Genomic DNA, 24,536 nt, shown 5'->3' on the forward strand with positions numbered 1-24,536 from the left:
TGGACACAGCCGCACCGGAGCCGGCAAACAGCGCTCCACCGCCGCCGTTGAGGCCGATGGTCACCGGATAGGCCACCCCGCTCGACGATCCGGACGATGCCGTCCCGGTGGATGTCGTGGACGCTGCCGGAAGCAGGCCGATTGCCACGACGGTGCCCGCCGTCGGCGAGTCGGTACCGTTCGGGGTCACGGTGACCTTCGCACCAACCTTCACCGCGGCGACGTTGCTGTCACTGACCGTCGTCATGACCTCCATGGAACCTGGATTCACCACGACAATCGCTGCTGTGCTCGACCCTGCGGTCACGGACTGACCGGACGTGACATTGACGGCGGCCACGAGACCGCTGATCGGGCTGATGAGCCGCGCCTGGTCCAGGCTCTGCTGGGCCACTGGAACCATGGCGTTGGCAGCGTCGACCGAAGCCTGGTCGGCAGCGATCTGGGCCGCCGAAGCAGGTGCCCGGGAGGTACCTGACGCCGTCGTGGAGCCACCCGCGGCCCTACCTCCCGCTGCCGTACCACCCGCTGACGTACGACCCGCTGCGGTACCACCCGCTGACGTGCCGCCGTGGGTGGTACCGCCACCGGTATTACCGGTAGCGCCTGTTTTACCGGAATTACCGGAATTACTGCCGGCGTGCTGCTCGGCCCCGGCCCCGGTTCCGACCCCGGTTCCCGTTCCGGTACCGGACGGGCTTGGCGACGGTTGGCCCGGGCCCGTGCCCGCTTGCTGCCCCGGAGACTGGGCCAGTAGCTGCGCGACCGCGGCATCGAGGGCCGCCTCATCCGCGGCTACGGCGCGTAGATCATTGTTGAGGGTCTCCTGCTCGGCGAGGACATTCTTGAGCAACGCCGAGCAGTCCGTACCGTCGGGCGCCGTTCCGCCGGTCGAGGCCGGGTCCTGCGCCTGTGTCTGCGTCGTCTGCGTCGCCTGCGTCTGGGTGGCGCTCGGAGCCCGACCGAGGCTGTTCAGAAACGCCCGACAGACCACCTGCTCATGCGCCAGATCGGCCTGGGTCTGGTACAGGACCGTGTCGGCGGCATGCTGGTCAGCCAGCAGCTGCTGCTGACGTTGCTTGACAACGTCCGCCGCCGCGACACCCTGCCCAGCAGGTCCGCCACCGGACGCACCGACCCGCGGTTCACCGGACACGATCAGCTCCACCGCGACATGACTCGGGCTCGGCGTGCCCGCTTGGCGCGACCTGACAAATGCCGCGCCGCCCACCACGCCGGAACCGCTTCCGGTTGACAGAGACGTCGAGGTCGAGGCCGTACCGCCGGTCTGGCTGGCCTGGTCCGCCGCGAGTTTCGCCTGCGCCGACGTGAGCGTCGCACGGGCATTGTCCAGGGACGAGGCAAGAGATGACGTGTCGAGCTCGGCCAGGACGTCACCGGTCGTCACATGCTGGCCGACAGCCACGGGAACCTGCGCCACCCGCCCGGAAACGGGAAAGCTCACCGACGCCTGGCTCACAGGCGTCACACTGCCGATGGAATTCAACGTCGCCTCGACGGTGCGGCGGCTGACCACGGTGGTCCGGTAGGACGGCCCGCCGGCGGCTGTGGCGACAAGGACACCCCCGCCGGCCCCTCCGAGGACAGCAACGGTGACGGCCACCGTCACCCAGCGGCGGACCCGGTGTCGCCGGGCCCGAGACGTCCGGTCAGCCATTGGCGGACCCCTCGGCGTTGGTCGACCGGCGGAAACCGCTGGTACATCCGTCGGGCCCCGCCTGCCGGATGCTGATCGACGTCGCTGTCACCGCCCCGGTGCTGTCGGCCGGACCCACCGCGGTGACGCACTCGCCGACCTTCAATGCCGCGGACGACGCCGGGACGGTCTGGTCGTAGCCGGTCAAGGCGCTCGTCGTGACCGTTCTCGTCGTGGCCGGGCTGTTCCCGCGGGCGATCGTCGCCACCACGAAGGTCGTGTCGGACTTCGAGGTGACCGTGCCGATGACGGCGCCGAAGCGACCCTGTCCACCGGCGCCCGGCGTGCGCTGCGACCGGGGGCTGCCCGAGGGATTCGGGACGCCCGAGGGGCGTGCACCGCCGCCGAAACCACCGCGGAACGCGCCGTTGGCGCTGCACCCACCCGCATCCGGCTTACTGATCATAATGTTCTGCGCGGCGATCGGGCCGTCGGTGGCAGCTGGTTGCGACGCTCCTGTTCCCGCCCCCGTGGTCACCACGACGCAGTCGCCGACCACCAGGCTGGCGGCGGTCGTCTGTTCGGTCTGGGTGAAAGCGGTGGAACTGTTGAAGTTGACGGTGACCTGGCCTACCGACGGATTCTGGACCTGGATCGCCGTGTCGGTCACCGCCGCGGCCGTCCCTGTGACGCCCGGCGGGCCGGACGGCGTGGAACTCGTCCCCGGGTCCTGCGTCGGCCCGCCCGCAGTGGTGGTGGCGCCCGAGCCCCCACCGCACGCAGCCAGGGCGACTGCGGCCACGGCGACGACAGCCGCCAGCGACAGCAGGCTCAGCTGCCGTCCCCCGACACCTAAGGGTCGGGCTGCGGACCGGACCGGACGGGCTGCGACGCCCGCTCGCATGGGCATGTCCTGCGCAGGCATGGGGCTCTCGGACACGGTGCTGTCGGACACACACGGCTCGGACACATACGGCTCGGACACGGTGGGCTCGTTTTCCTGATGGTGGCCCTGGATGCAGGGCTGGGCCGGAGACCGAAGGATCATCATTCGCTGCGCAGCGCGTCGATGGGGGCCAGCCGGGCGGCTCGGCTGGCGGGGTAGACACCGAACCCGACTCCGATCCCCACCGCGACGATGATCGCGCCAAAGATTGCCGGAAGTGATATGTCGATGCGTTGGGAGATCACGTGTGGGAGCACCGCGGCCCCCACCAACCCGAGCGCGGCACCGGCCAGGCCGCCGGTCAGACCGAGGACAGACGCCTCCACCAGGAACTGACGTCTGATCACCCGAGGTGGCGCCCCGAGCGCCTTGCGCAGGCCGATCTCCCGAATGCGTTCCGTGACGGAAACGAGCATGATGTTCATGACGCCGATGCCGCCGACGAGCAGCGAGATCGCGGCGATACCGCCCAGCAGCACGGTGAGGGTGCGGTCCACCGAGGTGGCGGCGGACAGGATGGACTGCTGGCTGGCTATGGTGAAGTCGGCACCGGTGGGCGTGGCGATGTGGTGCAGGGCGAGCAGTTCGCTACTTGCTTCCTGGTAGGCGGCGGACAGCGTCTTCGACGACGACGCCTCCAGATAGATGCTCTGCACGGAGGTACGCGTCGTACCCCCGAACAGACGGTTGGCCGCAGTGCTGATCGGGAGCACGGCCTGATCGTCCTCGTTGGCCGTGGCGGAGGACCCAACGGCGGTGAGAGTACCCACCACCTGCATTGGAACCGCGGACACCGTTACGGTCGCGCCGATCGGGCTGCGGCCACCGAACAGCTGCTCGGCCGTGGTGGCCGCGAGCACGACGACCGCGGCGTGGCTGGTCACGTCCTGGCTGGTGATGAACCGACCAGCGTCGATCTTGCGCGCCCGGACCGACAACCAGTCAGGTGTCGTTCCGACGACAGTGGTGGTCCAGTTCGACGTCCCGGCCGTCAGCGACAGACTGCGCTGGCTGGCCGGCGCGACCGCGGCGATGTCCGGGGCGACGTCCTTGGATGCGAGGGCCTCGGCGTCCTGCACGGTCAGCGTCGAGGCCGAACCGAAGCCGCCGCGGACGCCGGTACTGCTGGTGGTACTACCCGGCGAGACGACGAGCAGGTTGCTGCCCAAAGAGTTGATCTGGTCACGGACCTGACCCTGGGCACCCTCACCGAGTCCGACGGTGAGGATGACGGCGGCAATGCCGATGAGGATGCCGAGCACGGTCAGGGCCGAACGCGAACGGTGCGTACGCACCGCATCCAGGCCGATTCGCAGTGTCTCCGCCCAGCTCACCTGCGCACCTCCCAGGCGAGCGGGGTCGAACCGGCGCTGTCCCCGCTCCCGAACCCGGTGTCCGCTCGGGGTCCGGTCGTCGCTCGGGGTCCCGGCCCCGTGTCATCCTGGATGTCACCGTCGCGGATCCGTACCACCCGGCCGGCGGTAGCGGCGACGTCGGGTTCGTGGGTGATGAGCACGATCGTGCGACCGGCGGCGTGCAGGTCGCTCAGCAGACTGAGCACATCCCCCGTGGACACACTGTCGAGGTTGCCGGTCGGTTCGTCGGCAAGGATCAGCGCCGGGTCGGTGACCAGCGCACGGGCGATGGCGACCCGTTGCTGCTGCCCGCCGGACAGCTCGTTGGGACGGTGGGTCGTCCTGTCCACCAGACCGACCTTCGCCAACGCGTCGATCGCCCGGTCGCGGCGCTCCGCCCGACCCGTCCCGGCATAGCACAACGGCAGTTCCACGTTGCGCCATGCCGACAGCGACGGAAGCAGGTTGAACTGCTGAAAGACGAAGCCGATCCGCCGGTTACGGATCTCGGCAAGATCGTCCTCGGACATCCGACTGACGTCCTCGCCGGCAAGGTGGTAGCTGCCGGCGGTGGGCACGTCGAGGCACCCGAGGATGTGCATCAAGGTCGACTTTCCCGACCCCGACGGACCCATGATTGCAATGAATTCACCTTCGGAGATGCGCAGGTTCACACCCCGTAACGCCTCAACATCGAGAGCGCCGGTGCGGTAGGTCTTGCGAACACCATCCAGTTGGATGACAGGCTGGCGTCCGGCGGGCTGCTGGCTCACAGGCGACTCGGTCCGGGCCATGGCTCAGCCCACCCCGCCACCGCGTGCGCCGCCGCCGCCAAAACCACCGCTGCCAGCGCCACCTCCGCCACCTCCGCCACCTCCGCCACCGAAGCCGCCACCGCCAAAGCCACCACCGGTGCCGCCGGTCGGACTCCCCGTCCCGCCGCGCACCCGTCCCGTCGGAGCCGAGTCCGGTAGCACCACCATGTCCCCGGCGCCCAGCCCGTCGGTGATCTGTGTGACTCCGCCTGAGCTCACGCCCACGGTGACCGCCCGGGGAGTCTGCTTGCTCCCGGTCAGCTCGTACACCTGTGCCTGGGATCCGGTGTAGTGCAGCGCCGCGGTCGGTACGGTCAGGACGTCGGTCAGCTGCCGGACGATGATCTGCACCTGGGCACTCGCTCCGAGGTGCAACCCGGCCGGGGTCCCGGTGACGTCAATGATGACCGGGTAGGTCGCCACCCCCGAGCTCTGGGTCGGTAGCAGTCCGACCGTGGCCACTGTCCCGAATACCGTGGTGGTGGCGCCGTTCGGCGTGATGACCGACTGGTTACCGCTCTTGATCTGGCCGATCTGAGTGTCGTCGACAGTTGTTGTGATCTTGTAACCATCGGAACCGACCACCACTACCTGAGCTGACGACGCCGACGTCGATGTGGTCGAGGCCGAGCCCGACGTCGACCCGCCGTTTCCGCCGCCCCCGCCGCTTCCGCCGCCGGACGCGGTAGTGCCACCACCGGAGACCTGTTGGCCGACCGTCAGGTTGACGGCCGCGACAGTACCGGCGATCGGCGATGTCAGGATCGCCTGTGCCAGCGACCGTTGCGCCGCGCCCAGCCCGTCCTGTGCGGCCGTGATCGTCTGGTTGTCCGCATTCAGCTGGGCGTCCGACGCCCCGGCGGTCTGGTCCGCGGACAGGCGGGACTGACTGGTGGCCACACTGGCCTGGGCCTGCGCGACCGATGCCGCCAGGGCGGCCGAGTCGACGGTGGCTAGCGCCTGCCCCGCCGTAACCTGCTGACCGACCGTGACCGAAACTGCGGTGACCTTACCTGATACGCCAAAGGTCAGGTCCGCCTCGTGGGCGGCCTGGATGACCCCGGTAGCCGAAACCGCCTGCCTGATCGTCCCGAGACTTGCCGCTACCTGACGTGGACTGCTGCCGGTGGCCGACGACGAGACTGCCAGGCCGACCGCAATCGAACCTGCGACGATGACAACGGCTGCCACCGCCCCCAGGGCGAGCATCTTCCGTCCGATCCGCAGGCGCGCGCGCCGTACGTGCATCCACTCCTCCGAAAGCCCCGGCGGGTGAGGCGACCCGCCTACGCGTGTCGGGATAGGCACGACTTGGCGCCGATCTCGATCACTGTCCCTCAGCTTCGCGGAGGAGTCTTGGTATTTGCTGAGAAAATCCGGTGGAACTCCTGACCAACGGCTTTCCGCTGTCCATCGTGGGCGGATCCGCACACGCCATTGGGAGTCAGTTTGGTCTGCGTTTCGCTTGGTAGCGTTTTCGGCACGGATGTCGCGCGCCCGGCAGCCCTATCGGGGGACCACCCCGCAGGCACCCGAACCCCGCCGGATTCGCGTCACCGCGCTCACGCATCGTGCGGCGCCACGACCGCACGGTCCACCGTCACGATCGGCGAGTGCGAGCTGTTCGGCCGCTATGAGCCGTTCCCGGAGCCGTCGGGCGCTTCCCCGGGCCCTTTCCCACTACACGCGAATGCGGAGCCGCGTCCACAGAAGTCGTGAGCACGGGCGGCGCCTGGCTGTGGGGTGCGTCAACGTACGGTGCGTCAACGTATGGTGTGTCACCGTCCGATGCATTGCCATGCGGTTCATGGCCATCCGGTCCGCCGCCGGGCCCGAACGTCCCCGGCGGGTACACCGGCTCCTGAAACAGCGGCAGACCAGCTCCCGCTGGACGCTGCCACGTCCTGGACTCGATAGCGGGCTGTGGTGACGAAAAAAGCGACCGTGATGCCATAGGCGTACTCCATCTCATCCGAATCTCATGCCGGTCAAAAGTGGAACGGCTTTAAGAGCGCCCGGCGTACAGGCACCACTCGCGCAGCCATCTCCGCAGCGAGAACGCCAAGAACAACCTGCCAGCAGGACAGAGACTTCTAGTTTTCTATCCGTAACCGCCCGGCACGGGCCTGCGCCCGTCACCTTCGACGACGACTCTGCACTCGCGCAGCTCTGCGCTAGCGTGACTCCCAGCCTAGCCCAACTTCGACCCAATGTAAGCTTCTACGGGTAAGCTCGTACGGGCGCAACCCTGCGTCACCGCCGAGTACTCTACGAACCCTACCAGACCCGGCGCGGAGAGGCACCTTTGTCCGAAGGTGATCGGGTGCGACGCCCACACCGATCGGGCCCGCAACCGGATCCGACATCGGGCGGGTGTGACGATAAATGTGCTATACGGGGACGTACTTGACATACGAGGCGATCAAGGCGTACTTTTCGTGCACGGAGAGGATACCGATCAACATCATCACGACGGCTCCGGGACGTCGGTTGCTGCCCGATGGAGCCAGCTGCCGCCCAGCGCACTAGCGTTTCCCGCCGGACGGTTCCTTCGCTGACAAAGGATCATCCCTGGCCGTGGCTGTACGTGTGTGTAGCTTGTGTGGCCACCAGAAGTGCCATCCTTGCAGTGCTGCCAGAGTGGGCATGATTCTGGTGGCAAGGACGTTTGCGGCCAACAGCACGCCCAGGGCGACGGCCAAACCGATTTCCTCCAGCAGCTGGATCCCGGTCAGGAGCAACGAGGCGAATGTGCCGGCCAGGACGAGAGCGGCGGCCGACACCGCCGGTGCCCCGTGCTCGATGGCGAGGCGGGCTGCGCTCCTGGGTCCTTCACCTGCATTGAATTCTTCCCGCAGGCGCGATGCAATCAATATATTGTAATCGGTTCCGATCGCCATCACAAACAGCTAGACGATGATCGGTATCGTGAAGTCGAGCCCAGTGAAACCGAACCCGTCCAGGAAGACGAGCACAATGGTCCCGAGCGTCGCCGCATAGGTGATGATGACGCCGGCAAGGAGATAGATCGGGGCCACGATCGTCCGGAGCAGAAGAGCGAGAATGATCGCTACCGCTACCAGCGCCAGTGGAAAGACATGCTTCATATCATTACGCAGCGCGGCACGGACATCGACCAGCTGTGACGTCGTCCCGCCCACCAGCACCGTCGCGCCGGGGATCGACCCGTTCGCCGTGGTCCGGACCGGACCCGCCACGTTGTCGATGGCGGAGATCGAGTACGGATCGTCCGTTGACTCCGAGGACCACAGCCGGGTGCCAGCGCTCGGAGCGACTCCAGGCTGGCGAGCGCGCCGTCACCCTTGGAAACATGCTCCCGATGACGGAACAGGAGGAAAACGATGTAGTCCGTACCGACTCCGAACATCACCACCAACAACAACGGTGCGAGCTCGGGCCCCACCACGAAGCCGAGCCAATCCGCCAGGTCTGCGGTGACGGCCTCCGCCATCTGATGGACGATACCGATGATCGCTATCGGTAGGACCGCGATAATCGGGCTGCGGAACACGAATCCGAGCAGTAGGAGAATCAGAACCACGGTTGCGACGGTGATGATTTTCTCGGCATTCCGAAAAGCATTCGTACTGTCGACACTGATCGCTGCATTGCCGGTGAGGCCACCCTGTAGCCCCGATCCGGCGAGGAAGTCCGTTGTACGATCCCGCACGTCGGGGACGGCCGCGTTCGGGCCCTGGTCGCCGGGCTGGCCGGCGAAGACGACCTGGACGAGTTGGACGAGTTGGACCTTCCCGTCCCCGGAAAGGTGGGACGCCGAGGTCGTGACCGAGGTCACCGCTGGGATATGAGCCCCGCTGAGGGACCCGGCAAGTGCCGAGATCTTCTGCTGGTCGGACGTGGTGAGCACGCCGCTGTCGGTGCGATTCACCGCGATGAGCCCGCTTGCGCCGGCCACCGCAGGAAAGTTCTCCTGAGCCACGTTCTCCGCCTGGACGGACTGGTAGGAGCCAGGCAGAAACGACGAGTTGTTGTTCGATGTGAACCTGGTCAGACTCGGCGGCGGAATTATGATGAAGGCGGCAACCGCGACCCACGCCACTATGATACGCCACGGATGGGCGACGACGGCCTCGCCGAGTCTGTCGAACACCATTCCTCCAGGCGTTGGGCGCGACGACAGGCCGTCCGAATTGTTGATATCCGTCTCTGGCGCTGGGAAAAACAGCACCGCGGCCCCGCAGTGCTGATCGAATGCATCATGTTCGCACCGCACGAGCCGCTTTTCCACATCACCCGACAGCGCTCTGCCGCGTCACCCTCACCCTGACACAACGCCGACCTCGCCGCCATCGAGGAAAGTGGATCAGGCCCGCTGGATGGTCGCAGCGGCGGCCCAGGCCGAGGGCGCACCGACGGATCTCGCCCCGGTCACCCCCGGTCCCCACGCGTGACGGCAGCGGGCGGAGCGATGTGCGCTGGGCCCCCGACACACCCGGAACATCAGCCGTGGGACGCATGTCACATTCCGGACAGCCTCGTGACCGCACACTATGCACATAGTGATTCTGTTACCACAGGGACGGCGGACACCGCTGGAGAGCGAGGAATCTGTGGACATCGGGGGACGCAGTAGCGCCGGGGTTGCCCTGCTTTCGAAGGGCACCGGGCTCACCCACATCACGGTCGGTCTGGGTTGGGACCCGGATCTCACCGGATCGACCGAGTTCGATCTGGACGCCAGCGCTATCGCACTGACCGCGGACGGCCGGGCACCGTCACGGGACTTCTTCGTGTACTTCAACAACCTGTCAAGCCCACTGAGTGAGATCGTCCACCGGGGCGACAACCTGACCGGCGAGGCTGACGGCGAAGGATCCGGCGAAAGCACCGACGACGAGCAGATCGACATCCGTCTCGACCGGCTGTCCCGCAGTATCACCCGGATCGTCTTCCCTGTGAGCATCTACCACGCCGAAGACCGGCAACAGAACTTCGGCAATGTCCGCAACGCCTACATCCGCGTCCTCGACACGGACAGTGGCACCCAGGTAGCCCGCTATGACCTGACGACCCAGGCTGCCACCGAGACCGCGATGCTGTTTGGAGAAGTCGTCCGTGACGGCGCCGGCTGGACGTTCCACGCACTCGGCGAAGGCCGGGTCACCGGTCTGACAGGCATCGCGCGCGAATACGGCCTCGACGTCTGACCGGCTCGCCCGCAGCGGCGGGTAGGGCGCGGATCGGTCACGGTAGGCCAATCGGGCCGACTCCCTCCCCCGCCTCGCGATCTACGCACCCCAGCCCCATTCCTTGATCCAAAACCCTGGTGCCGGGCGCTCGGAAGCCGTTCAGGATGCCAAGATGTCCGCATGACGCAACCCTCGCATGATTCGATCATCGATCTGCCGATCTCCACGACATTCGATCTTCCCGGCTTTACCGTCGAGCGGACCCTGGGCCTGTGCTGGGGCCTGATCGTCCGCAGCGTCGGTGCGATCAAGGGCATCTCCGGCGGGTTACGGGCGCTTCGCGCCGGCGAAGTACCGCAGTACACCGAGGTCGTGGACGCGGCACGCCGCACCGCGCTGGAGCGGTTGGTCGCACATACGCGTGAACTGGGTGGCAACGCCGTTCTCGGCGTCCGCTTCGACTCCTCCGATGTCGGCAACGGCCTGGCGGAGATCGTCGCCTATGGCACCGCCGCAGTCGTACGACCAAACTGACAACGTGTATTCAGGTCGGACAGGCGCTGGGCTGCCACGAGAGCACCCCCGACCGAACTGGGGCCAGCAGCATCGGACCTGATCCTTGGCGCCCGTCGGTGGCGGAGCCCGTCGGTGGTGGGCCCCTCGATCGTGGCGCCCCCGATCAGGCCGTTAGGCTGCTCGGGACCTCCGGGCGTGCGGGAGGAATCATGATCCCACATCCGTTGGCCCATGTACATGCGGGACCGGGGGTGGGTCGCGCTGCCGACCTGACCGAATACCTGACCGAGCCGGACTGAGATGACGGGACGTGTGGTGGACGGGTCGCCGGGTATCACTCGCACGGACGCCACGACACCCGGTGCCGCGGATCTCGTCCCAAATCGGAGCATGCCTGTGCAGACGTATGACGAGGCCCGAGTGCCGCGCGCATTGCGCCTGGCAATTATTGCCTTGTTGTGGATTGCCGTTGTTGCCGCCTGTAGCGAGGGAAGCACACCGGCCGGACCACCAGCGTCGACACCGACGAAGGCTCCGGGAACGGCGGCGGACGGCCCAGCACCGCAGACAGCGCCGACCGGGGGAACCAGCGCCCCGACGGCGGCGAATGTGTATGCCTTTGACGGGGCAAATCAGCTCAGCCCGGCCGTTCGGGGCGCGAAACCGCTGATCTATGTCCCGAACAGCGACAGCAACACCGTCGACGTCATCGACCCGGCGACCTTCAAGGTGACCAGTAGTTTTGTGGTCGGCCGTAATCCACAGCATGTCGTACCGTCCTGGGACCTGTCGACATTGTACGTGACCAACGACCTGGGGAACAGCCTCACCCCGATCGACCCAGCCACCGGAACGGTCAAGGGACCAAATATTGCGGTCGCGGACCCGTACAACATGTACTTCACCCCGGACGGCAGGTATGCGATTGTCGTCGCCGAAGCGCTTCGACGGCTGGACTTCTACGACCCGCACACCTGGCAGCCGCGGATGCGTCTACCGGTCGACTGTGCCGGCGTCGACCACATCGACTTCGCCGCAGACAACTCGTTCCTGGTTGCCACCTGCGAATTTTCCGGCAAGCTGGTCAAAGTCGACCTGCGGACGCTCTCGGTCGTAGGCTACCTGACCGTCGGCGGCATGCCACAGGATATCAAGCTTGATCCCCGAGGTGAGGTACTCTACGTCGCGGACATGATGTCGAACGGTCTTCACCTCGTCGACCCGATACGGTTCCAGAAAATCGGTTTTCTGCCGACCGGCCAGGGCGCACACGGGTTGTACCCGAGCCGGGACGCGGCCGTGATGTACGTGTCGAACCGCGGCGAAGGCTCTATCTCCCTCGTCGACTTCGCGACCCGTCAGGTCCGACAGAAATGGCAGATCCCCGGCGGCGGAAGCCCGGATATGGGTGGGGTATCCGCGGACGGGTCGGTGTTGTGGCTGAGCGGACGCTACAACAGCGAGGTCTACGCGATTTCGACCAGGGACGGGAGCCTAATGGCACGGATCAAGGTTGGTCCGGGGCCGCATGGTGCCTGCGTCTGGCCTCAACCGGGCCGTTACTCGCTCGGTCACACCGGTATCCTGCGCTGAGCTGCCCGCTGTGCTCGCTATGCCCGTTGTACCCGTTTCTCGATGGCCCGTCACCGGTTCTATCCCGGAGGTGACACGTCGGGCTGGTCGTCGGTGACACCATTGTGCCGGCGGCGGTAGAGGTGCACGGCGAGCAGGCCGCTGGCAAACACAGCGAGCAAGCCGGTGGAGGCCCATCCGGCCGCCTTCTCGACCCTGGCATAGGACGCACCGGCGACGTAGCCCAGCAGGGTGAACCCAGTTCCCCAGACAATACCGCCGGCCGCGTTGAAGACGAGGAATCGGCGGTAGGGTAGCTGGGACAGACCGGCCAGGCCGGGCATGACCGCGCGCAGGAACGCGGTGAAACGGCCGACGAACACCGCCCGCCCGCCACGGGTCCGAAGGTAGGCGCGGGCACGGTCTATCGCCGGGCGGCGGTGCCGTAGGAACGGCAGGGCCAGGATCCGTTCGCCGAAGTGTCTACCCACCTCGTAGCCGACCGAGTCACCGAGGATAGCCGCGGCGATCACAACCGCGACCATGCCGCCGAGGTTGACCACATGCTGGCTCGCCAGCACCCCACCGAGTACCACCGCGGTCTCGCCGGGCAGCACGAATCCAACGAAGAGCGCGGCCTCGGCAAAAGCAAGGGCACCGACGATGGCGTAGACGGCCGGTGCGGGTAGGACCAGCAGGTGGTGGAGCAGAGTCGTACCCGGCGTCGCGGTGAGCGTTGCCGCCACGATGATCGGGGCCATACTCATCGGGGCCGTGATTGTCGGGGCCATAGTCATCAAGGGTATGGCCATCAAGGGTACGGCCATCGATGGCATGGTCATCGATGCCAGACGTACAGGGCGAGATCGAACATCCGGTCGATCTCGCGACCGGCTTCAACAGCGCACACCGCGGCGATCAGCCCGAGAACAGCCGGGCCCACGGCCGGTAGCCACCGCGACGGTGGAGGTGGACCAAGAAGCGCGGCAACCCGACGGGTCACCGCATGCTCGTGAAACGCCAACAACGCTGGGCCGGCCGCGCCCGGCGACGGTGCCGTGCCCGACCTGGCCGTGCCAGTGCTGCTCTCCGTAGTGGCGAGAGCAGCACGCGCCAGCGCCGTCGCCGCGAGACTACGATCAGCAACCGCGATCGCGGCATCCTCGTCCGCCCACCGCTCCAGGATATAGTCACAATCAGCAACCATCGGCCACAGGAGGGGGTTCAGGCCGGCAGCAAGACGAACCACCAGCCGGTAACCCAGATGAGCATGCCGAAGATGTGACTGCTCGTGCGCGAACAGGACCCGCCGCTCAGCTGTGGACAAAGCACGCAACAACGACGAGGTCACCAACACCCGGCCCGGTCGCCCCGGCAGAGCGAGTGCCGCCGGCGCCGGATCATCGACGACAACTAGACCTCCAGCGGCAACCACGGGGGCACGGCGTGTGGTACGCAGCAGCCAGCTCACATCCCGGCCGCAGCGCAGAGCGGAAACCGCCGTCGTGGCCCCTACGACACAGACCAGAACGACAGCGACGCCGGCGGTGACCGGCGGCACCGGATCATGAGCGGCCAGAACCGGACCGGACCAATGTCCAAACCGCCGGACCACCCCCAACTGGCCGATCAACGTCCATGCCAGCAGAGCGAGATCCCACGCCCATCCACAACCGGCGGTGACCGCCGCCACGGCCAGAACGACCGCGGCCCGCCCCGGTGGCAGCCGGCGGCCCGCGGCCGGAGCGACCACCGTGAGCAGGACCGACGCGGCCAACGCCAGGTAGACACTTATCCGCATCGGCTAGTCCCCGCCGCTCACACCGGCGAACCGGACCGGCCTGGCCGGCTTGGCCGGCCAGGCCCGGTCGACCATGCAACCCTCACCATCCGACCTTCCCATCGCGGACTCCAGCCACGAACAGTCGCCCTGCCCGGCGTTCGTCGTCGCGCTGCATGTCGCGACCGCCGCCACACTGCTCATCAAATCTTCCGGGCCGACCGGGCACGCAGCGTCCGTGCCCTGGCAGCCAGCCTACGCACCCACCCCGTGACCGACCTGCGAGCGCACCGAGCTGCGCCGCCTCGGCCGGCCCTCCTCGTCGTCACTGAGTACCCCGAGCAGGTCTGCCAGGACGTTCCGGGGGGGCAGCCGTAGGTGGAACCGCACTGGTCGGCGCGTCACGGGTATTCGTCGAACCAGCGTGATTTCAGTGCCGTGTATGCGGCGCAACAGTCGGATCGGCTCCGCTCAGGGCAAACCAAGAAAATGCAGGCGGCGAATGCCGCAATCTGTGGTCAGCAACAGCGGCTGCATTGCAAAGCAGGTACGGTGGTTAGGTCAATCAACATCACCCGGACCGAACACAAACGGAAAAGGGGGCTGTGAAAGAATTGACTGATGGCCTGCTTGGCACTTTTTGCCGGTCGAGGCATACTTTCCTGTGTCGTTCCACCGCGAAGCCGCGAAATCCGCATGCGTGTCTGGCCGCCGGGCAACCTCACAAAGCCGAGTCCTATGCCAAGGAGCGCAATATGCGCGTGTCCATCACCCGACGCCCTGGTCGGGCAGCCATAGCCCTGGTCGGAGCGGTGGCCCTCACCGTCGGTGGTCTCGCCATGATGCCCGAGGCCGCCGGTGCCGCCGACGGCCTCAGTACAAAACCGAACGTGCTCCTCGTGCATGGTGCTTTTGCCGACGGATCAAGCTGGAGCAACGTCATCGTCAGACTCCAACGCGACGGCTACCACGTAACCGCCAGCCAGACCCCCAACACATCTTTTGCCGACGATGTCGCAGTCGTCCAACGTGACCTTCGTGTGCTTCACGGTCCGACGCTGATCGCGGCGCATTCCTATGGCGGCGCGGTGATCAGCCAGGCTGCGGAGGGCGCCGCGAACGTCGTCGGCCTCGTCTACCTCGCGGCATTCGCTCCCGACACGGGTGAGACGCTGAACTACATCAACAACACGCTCGCTCCACTCCTGCCCTCACAAGCCGACGCCGTGCCGATCGATCTGCCGAACGTCGGTGCGAACAACGCTCCGTTCCTCATGATTCGGGAAAACAGGTTCCGCGACGACTTCTGCGCCGACTGTTCGCGGGTGGAGGCCGCCATACTCGCCGCCGCCCAGACTCCCCTGAACGCGTCCGCAACGACCGCTCCTCTACAGGGAACTCCGGCCTGGAAGCAGGTCCCGAGCTGGTACCAGATCTCCGCGGAGGACCGGCTGATCAACCCTGCGGCACAAAAAATCATGGCTGGCCGACTCGACCCCACCGGCTCGCATACGCTCACCTTGGAGTCCAGCCACGCGTCCCTTGTCAGCCACGCCGCACAGGTCGCCCAGTTCATCGAACGCGCCGCGACGAACTGCTCTCCCACCGCATCGCCGTGTCACCGCAAGCAGTAGTCGGTAACCACATTCCCGGTACTACGCGGCGCAACGCAGACGGCCATCCTTGACCCGAGGTTCGAACCCACGTGTTCAACCACGGTGTTTCTCCTGGAGATAGCAGGCATCTCCAGGAGAAACGGGTGGAACGCTACCGCCCCGGGCACCCCGGCGTGCATCCGGAAACGATCGTTCTCTTGACGTCGGAGACGTTCATTCAGGCATGCCGCCGTCAATCCATCGCCGAAAGACATCGATCTTCTCTTGTGGCCAGGCGCCGTCGCAGGGCATCGTCCCGTCCTGAAGCCGACCGAGGATAGCGGCCGAGTACCGGCTGACATCGTCGTGGGACCAAAGATCGAAGACAAACCTCATCGACTGGTGGTCACGGTCGCGGAAGAGCTGCTTGACATGGTCGTTGAATCGCACCGCCTCATCGACGGCAGGCAGCGTGATTTCCGGCTGTTCTGTCTGTGTCGGCGGACCGAATGCCGATATCCGGGACCCGGGCGCCCCGGCCGCGGTGTCCCAGTTCCAGTTCGGCATTGGCATGTGTGCCGGGGGTCTGGCGCCGGCCTGGGAGTTTTCCACCGCCAACCTGGAGCCCCACTCGATATAAGCGGCGAACGCGGAGCGGAACTCCGCGTCGTTGGGGAGCTGGGATTCTCGCGCGGACTGCAACAGAAGCGCGACCCATCGTCCCCGCTTCTCCTCGGTCAGCTCCTTGCCGAGGTGCTGGGAGAGCATACGAGTGTAGCCACCGTACTCCTGGCTGTAGCACTTTGGCCCGCCGAAGACTTCCCCGAGCCATTTCGCGACCCGCTGGGGGTGGTCGGGCGACATGTCGGCGAACAGCGGTGCCAGCAGCGAATCCTGGGGAACGTACTTCTCGTAGAAAAGACGTGTCATCCGGGTGAGTGCGGGGAGGCCGCCGGCCCATTCGAAGATCGTGGGCTCGTGACCGGGATCAGGAACGGGATCATGGAACTCGACATACCAGTGCATGCCACTACAAAACGGTTTGTTCTGCGAGTGCCCGCAACGACAGAGGGCATAGTGTTCACGCGAAGTGCCCTCGTTTCGAGGCACGTCTTCGCCATCGTCGGCCACGAGCCGGATACCACCGATGACCCGATAGGGGCCGTCCTTCGACACCTCGACCATCGGCTCGCGCCTGCCGTGGTAATCAACCTCATCGCGGGCTTCGTCGCGTGCCTCGCCCCCACCCATCGCATAGCTGAGGGCGCCGGAGGGGCAGTCACGGATGGCACGGATGATCTCGTCCATCCTGCCGCCGCTGGGACTGACGAAGGGTCCCTCGCCACGATGGAAGACGGTTGGGAGCCTGTCGGTACAGAAGCCCGAGTGCTGGCAGGTGCCACGGTTGTCCAGGACGGTCACCTGCTGACCGACATAGGTGTCGCGCCGGTCCGGGACACGCTTGGGATCCGTGGCGTCGGTGAAGCCGATGCGGGCATGCGTCCCGTCACAGAGCGGCTTGCGCTGGGAACCGCCGCAGCGGCACAACGCCAGCTGGGGCCGCACCGGCAGGGGCTGACCCAGCCAGTCATACAGGGCGCGAACATTGGTCGCCAGGTAGGGGCCGTTGCCGGCGGCCTGGATAGACGGGTCCACCCCAGCTTGAAGGGTTTGCAGATCGGCCAGCCGGGTCGCCGCCGAGGCCTCATCGGCCACAGCGAGGGCGACGTCCTGCAGCGCCGCGGTGGCCTCGGCGAGTTCGGGCAGGTCCGGGTACTGGACCCGACGTTCGGTAGCCGTCCGCGCCAGCTCCCAGAGCCGGTCGGTCAGCTGGCGTGCGGAGCTCTGCACGGCCGGCTCGACGTGAGCCGTCGATTCCGTCTCTCCACCCTTGGCTGTGCCATCACCGACAGCCACACGCTGCTGCGCCTGTAGTAGCGGACGGACAACACTGTCACGCAGCCGGGTGCTCACCAGCTGGGACTGTTCGTCGCCGACCGCCCGCCGAAGCTCGGCCTCCACATCGGCAACGGCCGCCAACAGCGAGCGCAGCTTCCCTTCGATACCTGACATCATCCTCTCCTCCTGGGCACCTGGGCACCGTCGACGCTGGTCGAGACGTTGCTCGCGCTCACCATCTCAAGAGCGCGGGCTGGCCGCAAAAAGCGCCGGGCCGTGCGACGCCACCGATTGCAAGAATAGCGTTGTCAGGTCTCCGCCGGGAGCCGCGATCAGGACAGCGAGGTTCTTTACTGTAAATCCATGACAGCCTGTACCGACAGGTTCCAGACATTGGCGGGCCCACGACGCCTACATTCCCCATAGGGCATTTCCGCGGCATCCTGGATCGGAATCGCTCCCCAGCCGGAGCCGCCGGAAAATCATCACATCCCCGCCGAACGGGACATTGCCGCCCGCCCCGCGGGGAGCACCCCTGGGCCGACCCGCCTCGTCCGGACCCCGTCCGACGAGACCTCCGACACCTGGATGACCTTGGCGGACGATCCGGGTCTGGCCTCTTCGGTGGTCACCGAGGGTCGGCGGTCGACGGCGAATCAGTGAGTTTTGGCGGCCGCGACAACGTCACCACGAATGGGTCCCCATTGCTTTTGTGCACGCCGAGGACTATACATGCATTAGCACTCATCAATTTCGAATGCCAGCCCCTGGCACGATGGGGCCCGAACTGCGGCCTGGAATGTCGTCTTCGTTGCTTTCTTTCTCGACGTTCCCGTCGCTTCGGTGGGCAGGCTGCTGATATCGGCGGGTTCGACACTTATGTGCCCGCCGGCGTTCTGCCGGCGCCGATCGGAAGGTGAGCACCGTTATGGCCCTGCGTTATGGCTTCCTTAGTACTTATCCGCCGACCCAGTGCGGGCTCGCCACATTCACGGCGGCTCTTCACAAACAGCTGGCCGGCCCGGCGGCCGGGGGGTCCAGCGGGGTGGTGCGTCTGCTCGATCGTCCCGGCACGGCCGTCTCGCCGCAGACCGCTCCGACCGCGGTGGTCGGGGAGCTGGTGGCCGGGACGCGGGACGGTCCGGCACGTGCCGCGCGCCTGCTGAACCGTTTCGATGTCGTGGTGGTGCAGCACGAATACGGCGTCTACGGCGGCCGGGACGGCGACGAGGTGCTCAGGGTGCTCCACGACCTCAACGTCCCGGTGATCGTCGTCCTGCACACGGTGCTCGTGCGCCCGACCCGGCACCAGCGCCACGTCCTGGAGGCGGTCGCCGCGGCGGCTGCCGCGGTGGTCGTGATGACCGAGACGGCGCGGGTCCGGCTCGTCGCCGGATACCGGGTCGACCCACACGCCGTGTCGGTCATCCCGCACGGCGCCGACGACAATCGGGCCGACGACAATCGGAGAGCCCTGTCAGTGCGGGCCGGCCGACCTACGGTGCTGACCTGGGGTCTGATCGGGCCGGGGAAGGGCATCGAGTGGGGCATCGCCGCGATGGCCGCACTGACCGATCTCGTCCCGGCCCCGCGTTACCTCGTGGCAGGCGAGACTCATCCCAAGGTGCTCGCGCGGGAGGGAACGGCGTATCGCGACAGTTTGGCCGCGCAGGCGCGCCAGCTGGGGGTGTCCGGCTCGGTCGTGTTCGACGCCCGCTACCTCGACGCGGCGTCGCTGGCTGAGATGGTGCGCGGAGCCGACGTCATACTGCTGCCCTACGACTCCCGCGACCAGGTGACCTCCGGCGTCCTCATCGAAGCGGTCGCGGCGCACAAACCGATCGTCGCCACCCGTTTCCCGCACGCGGTCGAGCTCCTCGGTGACGGCGTCGGCCTGCTGGTGCCGCACCGCGACCCGGCGGCGATTGCGACGGCGGTACGCAGCGTCATCGGCGACAACGGCATTGCCAGGGGGCTGGTCCGCGCCGCAGCCGCGCGCGCCCCCGAGCTGTTGTGGCCCATGGTCGCCGACCGCTACCGACAGTTGGCCGCCGGGCTGGGCGCCCGGACGGGAATCGGCATGACCGACCGGCCCGCGGCAGCGGTGACGGCGATCCTGTGACCGCCGTCGTTTCCTTCGCCCATCTGTTCCGGCTCAGCGACGACATCGGCCTGTTCGAGCACGCCTTGGGGGCGGTCCCGCGCCGGGAGCACGGGTACTGCGTCGACGACGTCGCCCGTGGGCTCGTCGTCCTGGCCCGCGAGCCGAATCCGCCGCTTGAGCAGGTCCGCCTCCTCAACCGCTACCTCGCCTTCGTCACCGCGGCGCAGGCTGTGGACGGTGCCGTACGCAACCGCCGTGACACCGACGGACGGTGGCGTGACCAGCCCGGTCTCGGCGACTGGTGGGGGCGGGCCCTGTGGGGGCTGGGCACAACGGCGGCGCGGGCACCCAGCCTGAACCTGCGGGTCACGGCACTGGCCCGGTTCCGGGCCAGTGCGCAGCGCCGGTCCCCCTGGCCGCGGGCGATGACGTTCGCTGCGCTGGGTGCCGGGGAGGTGCTCCTGGCATACCCCGACGACGAGCCCGCCCGGACGTTGCTCGCCGCGGCCGTGACCGTGATCGGTCCGCCGGGTACCGACCCGGCGTGGCCCTGGCCGGAGCCGTCCCTGCGGTACGCCAACGCGGCCGTGCCCGAAGCGCTCATCCTCGCCGGTGTCTGCCTGCCGGACGAGGCGGCACTCGCCAACGGTCTTCGGCTGCTGGCATGGCTGCTCGATCTGGAGACCTCCGCCGGGCGGCTGTCGCCGACCCCCGTGGGCGGCCGCCGAGCCGGGGATGGCGGCCAGCCCGGCTTCGACCAGCAACCCATCGAGGTGGCAGCCCTCGCCGACGCCTGCGCCCGGGCCTATGACCTGACCGACCAGTCCCGGTGGCTGACCGGTCTGAGCCGGGCTCAGGCATGGTTCCTCGGCGACAACGACAGCGCCACGCCGCTGGTCGACACCACCACCGGTGGCTGCTGCGACGGTCTCGAGGCCCACGGCCGTAACACCAACCAGGGAGCGGAGTCCACCCTCGCCCTGCTCTCGACGGCCCAGCACGCCCGCCGCCTGCTGGCGGCGCCGTGAGCGTCGGGGGACGGAAACGGAGCGGGCGTCCGAGGGGCTCGGATGACCGCGAAGCAACCGACCGACGGAGCGAACCGACACCAAGCGTAGAGGCCAGCCTGGTCACGCGGCATCCGCTCGGGGAACTGTCCGTGGACCCGAGCCGGGTGATCGCGAAGCTGTTCCTTCCTGGTGAGGAGGCGGGCGAGGTGCAGTCCCGAGCCGCCGGCATCGTGGACCGCGTGCTCGCCGTGGCCGAGGACGAGGTGGCAGGTCTCGTCGCCCACCTGCTGGCGCACTTCGGCCCCCGCCACGACGACTTCCAGGGCATCCTGGCGCGGCACGCCACGGCGGTGGCGTCGCGGGTGCGGGCACCCGCGGAGCTGTCGGCGGCACGGATGCTGCTGCTCGGTGCGTGCTTCACCGCCGAGTACGCGGTGGAGGGTGCCGCTGTCACCAACCCCTCTGCCGTACCGCATCCCGACCAGTCCGGGCTGCCGCCGGGAGCGCTGCGGGTGGTGCTGGGTCTGCGTGCCGTCGGCGAGGGCCACCTGTCCTCGATCGGATTCGCCGTCGGCGTGGTCGGTCCGGGTCCGACGGTACGCCTGGAACCGCGCACCGGTCCGCTCACCACCGGGCTGGCTGTGCCGGCCGACTGGGAGCCCGGACGGCTGCGCACGGTGCTCGCCGCAGATGGGCTTGACGACGAGGTCACGCGGGCGGTCCTCGACAGGCTCGACACTCAGGCCGCCGGAGACGACCTCGAACGGGCCTTCGCCCGGGTGCCCACCGACCTGCTCCGCCGGCCGCAGGCACCGGGGATCCTGGCCGAGATCCGCTCGATCGCCGCTTCGCTGCGGCGGGTCGAGTTTCCCCCGGCCACCACCCTGGCGCAGCGCGTGTTGTGGCCGGCCGTCGCCGTCGAGACCAACGGCATGGAGGACGCGCGGTTCGTCCGCTTCGCCGCGCCGGACGGGACCGTCGACTACCGGGCGACCTACACCGCCTACGACGGCCGGCACATCACCCCCCGGCTGCTGACCAGCCCCGACCTGCGGGTCTTCACCGCATCGCCGCTCACGGGCCCGGCCGCCCGGAACAAGGGCATGGCGCTGTTCCCCCGGCCTGTCGGCGGCCGGCTTCTCGCGCTGTGCCGCTCCGACGGCGAGACCACCAGCATTGCGACCTCCGACGACGGGCAGGCGTGGGAACTGGGGCGCCCGGTCCACTCGCCCGGGGCCTCCTTCGAGCTGCTCCAGGTCGGCAACTGCGGGTCACCCATCGAGACACCGTCAGGCTGGCTCACGCTCACCCACGGCGTCGGACCGATGCGCACGTACACGATCGGGGCGATCCTGCTCGATCTCGACGACCCGACCACCGTGCTGGCGACGCTGCCCGAGCCGCTGCTCACCCCAACCCGATCCGAGAGCGACGGCTACGTCCCCAACGTCGTCTACTCCTGCGGTGGCCTGATCCACGACGGCCGCCTCTGGCTGCCCTACGGAATCAGCGACAGCCGCGTCGGCATGGCCAGCGTCCCGGTCGAGCCGCTTCTCGCCCGCATGACCCGCCCAGGCGACCCGGCGGCGTGACCCCCCGACGCATCCCATGTCAGCCCGCGTCACCCCCTGTCACCCCCTGTCAGCCCCTGTCAGCCGAGCAGCCGCCGGTAGACGGTGAGGTAGTCAGCGACCATGCGTGCCGCGGAGAACCGTCGCTGCGCGGTGGCACGGCAGGCCCCGCGGTCCAGGCCGGCGGCTTGCTCCACCGCGGCCGCGGCTGCCGCCGGCCCGTCTACCAGGTACCCGGTGACGCCCTCGTCGACCACCTCCGGCATCGCACCCCGCGGATAGGTCACAACGGGTGTCCCGCAGGCCATCGCCTCGACCACGGCCAGCCCGAACGGCTCGTCGAACGCGACCGGGTGCAACAGGGCCGCCGCCGAGCCGAGCACCTCGGCGCGCTGACGCGGTCCCACCGAGCCGAGGTAGCGGACCCGGTCCCCGTCGACATGGGGCTGGACCCGCTCGGCGAAGTAGCGCTCGTCCTGGACGATCCCGCAGATCACCAACCGCCGGCCGGCACGGCGGGCGATGTCGATGGCCACCGCGGTGCCCTTGTCCGGATGGATCCGGCCGAGCACGACCAGGTCCTCCCCGCCTGCGGCCGAGAACGGCAGCGCCGCCATGTCGATGCCGTGGTGGACGGTGGCGACATAGTCCAGCTCCGGACGGCGGTCGGCGTCGGAGATGGACACGTACGCCGACCCCGCCCGCGCGTACGCCGGGACGATACGCGAGTCCGAGAAGCCGTGGACGGTCGTCACCATCGGCGCCCGGACGTGGGCCGCGAACGCCAGCGGTAGCCAGTCGAGATGGTTGTGCACCACGTCGAACTCACCCGAACGGCTCAGGGCGTGCGCAACGTGCAGCGCCTCCCACACCCGACCATCGAGCGCCGGATCCTCCGCGTACCCGTGCGGGCACACTCCGTCCAGCACGCCGGCTGTCTGCGAATCCAGCGTCGCGAAGAGGGTGACATCGACCCCGCACTCAACCAAACCCTCCGCGATCAGGCTGGTGATCTGCTCCCACGGGCCGTAATGCCGCGGCGGGGTGCGCCACGCCACCGGCGCCAACAGTGCCACCTTCACACGGACAAACCTTACTCGATCCGCCTACTCGGGAAGTTCGGTGAGCCCATATGCGCGCAGCGCAACCCGCGTAGCCGCCGCCACGTCTCGTCTGTCGAACGCATCAGCCAGGGCGATACAACCTACCTTACTGATTTCCAGTGGATCCGGTACGCGAATCCTGCGAAGGTACTGCGCCTGAAACCGCAGGGTACCACCGCGCATCTTCACGGCGTAGGCCGTCACGAATGCCTCGGCTACCTTGGACAGCAACAGACCCCGAGTACTCGCAGATCCCATCCGTCTGAAACGATGTAGTAAAGGTTGTGATGAGGGTACAAACCACTTTGATCCAAAACTGGATGGATGGTCGACTTCATATCTGGAAGACGTAGTTTTTGCTTCGCGATAAGCCGATGGTCGACTTTGTCGATAGTTCTGTACCAGCGGGCAGGTTGCCTCCTGGCGACGTAACGTTTATGCAAAACGCTACCGTGTCGCTCGAAGTACGCGGCAAGCCGATAGAAATGTTCAACGATCTGCTGGAAAGGCATGTGTCGCCTTGACCGCTTGATTCCGCCGTGCGTGAGTCAGGGGGTGGAGACGTCCAGGTCCCGTGAGTTTTGGCGGGACCTGGACGGGCCGACGATCTGTCAGGCGGCGGCGAACGCCAACTCGGAGGCCTGCGGCACGTCGGACTTCTTGACTTTGATCAACATGAGGGCGGCGATTACGGCGACGATGCCGAGGATTCCGGCTACCAGGAAGCTTTGGCTGGAGCCGTGCGCCTGCACGGCGTGGAAGGCCTGTAGCGCGGGGTGGTCGGTGTAGGCGGCTGGCGAGGCCGGCTTGCCGCTTTGGGTGCTGCCGATCAGTTCCGCCAGGTGTTGGCGCGACGCGCCGGTGAGCTTGGCGACCTGCGATGTGCCTTCGGTCTTGGTGGCGCTGGTGAAGGCGGTGGCGAGCACGGCCAGGCCGATGGAACCGCCGATCTGCTGGCCGACGTTGAGCAGTGCCGACGCGAGGCCGGTGTCGGTGTCGGTGACCTTGGTGACCGCGACCACGGTGAGCGTGACGAACACCAACGCCACACCGGTAGCCGTGACGATCATCGCCGGGAGGATGCCCGAGGCGTACCTGGTGCCGGCGTCCACCTGGGCGTACCAGAACATCCCGGCCGCCATGAACGCCGAGCCGGCGGTGAGGAGCACCTTCGGCCCCGTCCGGGGTAGCACCTGGCCGACGATCCCGGAACCCACGATGATGATCCCGCTGAACGGCAGATACGCCAGCCCTGACTTCAGCGAGCTGAAGCCCATCACGCCCTGGATGAAGAAGGTCAGGTAGTAGAACATGCCGAACAGGGCCGCGCCGAGAATCGGCATGATCACATACGAGCCGGCGCGAGATCGGTTGGCGAAGATCCGCATCGGCATCATGGCGATCGGTGAGCGGGACTCGTACAGCACGAACGCGGTCAGGAG

At 67.4% G+C, this 24,536-nt stretch carries 20 protein-coding genes and 2 pseudogenes; 7 read left to right on the top strand and 15 right to left on the bottom strand.

All coding sequences use genetic code 11. From position 1 onward, the window contains the following. Positions 1-145: 145 nt before the first annotated feature. The 7 genes and pseudogenes from U9983_RS05495 to U9983_RS05525 form a co-directional block, all read right to left on the bottom strand. Positions 146-1,678: pseudogene (locus U9983_RS05495) on the bottom strand (biotin/lipoyl-binding protein); the annotation flags it as partial. Beyond that, on the bottom strand, positions 1,671-2,642 hold the full coding sequence (locus U9983_RS05500; protein WP_322752976.1) for a DUF5666 domain-containing protein: 972 nt from the start codon (positions 2,640-2,642) through the stop codon (positions 1,671-1,673). The gene U9983_RS05500 and the pseudogene U9983_RS05495, both read right to left, overlap by 8 nt. Positions 2,643-2,704: 62 nt before the next feature. Continuing rightward, positions 2,705-3,937, bottom strand: a complete 1,233-nt coding sequence (locus tag U9983_RS05505; RefSeq protein ID WP_322748096.1) for an ABC transporter permease — start codon at positions 3,935-3,937, stop codon at positions 2,705-2,707. Next, positions 3,934-4,752, bottom strand: a complete 819-nt coding sequence (locus U9983_RS05510; protein WP_322752977.1) for an ABC transporter ATP-binding protein — start codon at positions 4,750-4,752, stop codon at positions 3,934-3,936. The genes U9983_RS05505 and U9983_RS05510 overlap by 4 nt, the downstream gene beginning before the upstream one ends. Before the next feature lie 3 nt (positions 4,753-4,755). Continuing rightward, a complete protein-coding gene (locus U9983_RS05515) occupies positions 4,756-6,021 on the bottom strand; it encodes an efflux RND transporter periplasmic adaptor subunit (protein ID WP_322752978.1) in 1,266 nt (421 codons plus the stop codon). Between the two features lie 1,277 nt (positions 6,022-7,298). Then, a pseudogene (locus tag U9983_RS05520) lies at positions 7,299-7,991 on the bottom strand (MMPL family transporter). Further along, positions 7,877-8,908: an MMPL family transporter gene (locus tag U9983_RS05525; RefSeq protein ID WP_322752979.1), complete on the bottom strand. Its 1,032-nt coding sequence runs from the start codon at positions 8,906-8,908 to the stop codon at positions 7,877-7,879. The pseudogene U9983_RS05520 and the gene U9983_RS05525 overlap by 115 nt, the downstream one beginning before the upstream one ends. Positions 8,909-9,365: 457 nt before the next feature. Between U9983_RS05525 and U9983_RS05530 the strand changes: the two genes are divergently transcribed. The 3 genes from U9983_RS05530 (at position 9,366) to U9983_RS05540 (ending at position 12,053) form a co-directional block, all read left to right on the top strand. Next, positions 9,366-9,962 (top strand): TerD family protein, encoded by a 597-nt coding sequence (locus U9983_RS05530; protein WP_322752980.1) that lies wholly within the window; start codon positions 9,366-9,368, stop codon positions 9,960-9,962. Positions 9,963-10,124: 162 nt separating this feature from the next. Next, a complete protein-coding gene (locus tag U9983_RS05535) occupies positions 10,125-10,478 on the top strand; it encodes a YbjQ family protein (protein ID WP_322752981.1) in 354 nt (117 codons plus the stop codon). A gap of 372 nt (positions 10,479-10,850) precedes the next feature. Beyond that, a complete protein-coding gene (locus tag U9983_RS05540; RefSeq protein WP_322752982.1) occupies positions 10,851-12,053 on the top strand; it encodes a hypothetical protein in 1,203 nt (400 codons plus the stop codon). 59 nt (positions 12,054-12,112) lie between these two features. Here the strand turns inward: U9983_RS05540 and U9983_RS05545 are convergent, their stop codons facing one another. The 4 genes from U9983_RS05545 to U9983_RS05560 all read right to left on the bottom strand — a co-directional run bounded on the left by U9983_RS05545 (position 12,113) and on the right by U9983_RS05560 (position 14,217). Beyond that, complete coding sequence (locus tag U9983_RS05545) at positions 12,113-12,799, bottom strand: DedA family protein (protein WP_322752983.1); 687 nt, start codon at positions 12,797-12,799, stop codon at positions 12,113-12,115. A 71-nt stretch (positions 12,800-12,870) separates the two neighbouring features. Further along, positions 12,871-13,833: a M48 family metalloprotease gene (locus U9983_RS05550; RefSeq protein ID WP_322752984.1), complete on the bottom strand. Its 963-nt coding sequence runs from the start codon at positions 13,831-13,833 to the stop codon at positions 12,871-12,873. Positions 13,834-13,836: 3 nt separating this feature from the next. Next, entirely contained in the window at positions 13,837-14,016 is a 180-nt protein-coding gene (locus U9983_RS05555; RefSeq protein WP_322752985.1) for a hypothetical protein, read from the bottom strand. 51 nt (positions 14,017-14,067) lie between these two features. Beyond that, entirely contained in the window at positions 14,068-14,217 is a 150-nt protein-coding gene (locus tag U9983_RS05560) for a hypothetical protein (protein ID WP_322752986.1), read from the bottom strand. A 350-nt stretch (positions 14,218-14,567) separates the two neighbouring features. Between U9983_RS05560 and U9983_RS05565 the strand changes: the two genes are divergently transcribed. Then, positions 14,568-15,446 (top strand): alpha/beta hydrolase, encoded by an 879-nt coding sequence (locus tag U9983_RS05565; protein ID WP_322752987.1) that lies wholly within the window; start codon positions 14,568-14,570, stop codon positions 15,444-15,446. Positions 15,447-15,641: 195 nt separating this feature from the next. Here U9983_RS05565 and U9983_RS05570 read toward each other — a convergent pair whose 3' ends face one another. Then, entirely contained in the window at positions 15,642-17,483 is a 1,842-nt protein-coding gene (locus U9983_RS05570; protein WP_322752988.1) for a CDGSH iron-sulfur domain-containing protein, read from the bottom strand. 751 nt (positions 17,484-18,234) lie between these two features. Between U9983_RS05570 and U9983_RS05575 the strand changes: the two genes are divergently transcribed. From U9983_RS05575 to U9983_RS05585, 3 genes are all read left to right on the top strand, one after another. Next, the gene (locus tag U9983_RS05575; RefSeq protein WP_416211285.1) at positions 18,235-19,428 is read left to right on the top strand and encodes a glycosyltransferase; all 1,194 of its coding nucleotides are present in this window, start codon (positions 18,235-18,237) and stop codon (positions 19,426-19,428) included. Next, entirely contained in the window at positions 19,425-20,438 is a 1,014-nt protein-coding gene (locus U9983_RS05580; protein ID WP_322752990.1) for a glycosyltransferase, read from the top strand. The genes U9983_RS05575 and U9983_RS05580 overlap by 4 nt, the downstream gene beginning before the upstream one ends. Positions 20,439-20,569: 131 nt before the next feature. Further along, positions 20,570-22,012 (top strand): glycoside hydrolase family 130 protein, encoded by a 1,443-nt coding sequence (locus U9983_RS05585; RefSeq protein WP_322752991.1) that lies wholly within the window; start codon positions 20,570-20,572, stop codon positions 22,010-22,012. A 59-nt stretch (positions 22,013-22,071) separates the two neighbouring features. On the opposite strand, the gene U9983_RS05590 is transcribed toward U9983_RS05585, so the two are convergent. From U9983_RS05590 to U9983_RS05600, 3 genes are all read right to left on the bottom strand, one after another. Next, positions 22,072-23,073, bottom strand: coding sequence for a glycosyltransferase family 4 protein (locus tag U9983_RS05590; protein WP_322752992.1), 1,002 nt, complete (start codon positions 23,071-23,073; stop codon positions 22,072-22,074). A 24-nt stretch (positions 23,074-23,097) separates the two neighbouring features. Next, a complete protein-coding gene (locus U9983_RS05595; RefSeq protein ID WP_322752993.1) occupies positions 23,098-23,352 on the bottom strand; it encodes a hypothetical protein in 255 nt (84 codons plus the stop codon). Positions 23,353-23,705: 353 nt separating this feature from the next. After that, on the bottom strand, positions 23,706-24,536 hold an 831-nt coding region (locus U9983_RS05600), incomplete at its 5' end, for an MFS transporter (protein ID WP_322752994.1).

This window comes from Protofrankia sp. Cas3 (genome assembly GCF_963555955.1).
GTDB lineage: Bacteria > Actinomycetota > Actinomycetes > Frankiales > Frankiaceae > Protofrankia.

Excerpts from the sequence above, each read along its gene's own strand:
- U9983_RS05515 (WP_322752978.1), bottom strand. The coding sequence starts at position 6,021 with ATGCACGTACGGCGCGCGCGCCTGCGGATCGGACGGAAGATGCTCGCC.
- U9983_RS05565 (WP_322752987.1), top strand. The coding sequence starts at position 14,568 with ATGCGCGTGTCCATCACCCGACGCCCTGGTCGGGCAGCCATAGCCCTG.
- U9983_RS05535 (WP_322752981.1), top strand. The coding sequence starts at position 10,125 with ATGACGCAACCCTCGCATGATTCGATCATCGATCTGCCGATCTCCACG.
- U9983_RS05595 (WP_322752993.1), bottom strand. The coding sequence starts at position 23,352 with ATGGGATCTGCGAGTACTCGGGGTCTGTTGCTGTCCAAGGTAGCCGAG.
- U9983_RS05510 (WP_322752977.1), bottom strand. The coding sequence starts at position 4,752 with ATGGCCCGGACCGAGTCGCCTGTGAGCCAGCAGCCCGCCGGACGCCAG.
- U9983_RS05545 (WP_322752983.1), bottom strand. The coding sequence starts at position 12,799 with ATGAGTATGGCCCCGATCATCGTGGCGGCAACGCTCACCGCGACGCCG.
- U9983_RS05570 (WP_322752988.1), bottom strand. The coding sequence starts at position 17,483 with ATGATGTCAGGTATCGAAGGGAAGCTGCGCTCGCTGTTGGCGGCCGTT.
- U9983_RS05525 (WP_322752979.1), bottom strand. The coding sequence starts at position 8,908 with ATGGTGTTCGACAGACTCGGCGAGGCCGTCGTCGCCCATCCGTGGCGT.
- U9983_RS05540 (WP_322752982.1), top strand. The coding sequence starts at position 10,851 with ATGCCTGTGCAGACGTATGACGAGGCCCGAGTGCCGCGCGCATTGCGC.
- U9983_RS05550 (WP_322752984.1), bottom strand. The coding sequence starts at position 13,833 with ATGCGGATAAGTGTCTACCTGGCGTTGGCCGCGTCGGTCCTGCTCACG.
- U9983_RS05575 (WP_416211285.1), top strand. The coding sequence starts at position 18,235 with ATGGCCCTGCGTTATGGCTTCCTTAGTACTTATCCGCCGACCCAGTGC.
- U9983_RS05555 (WP_322752985.1), bottom strand. The coding sequence starts at position 14,016 with ATGAGCAGTGTGGCGGCGGTCGCGACATGCAGCGCGACGACGAACGCC.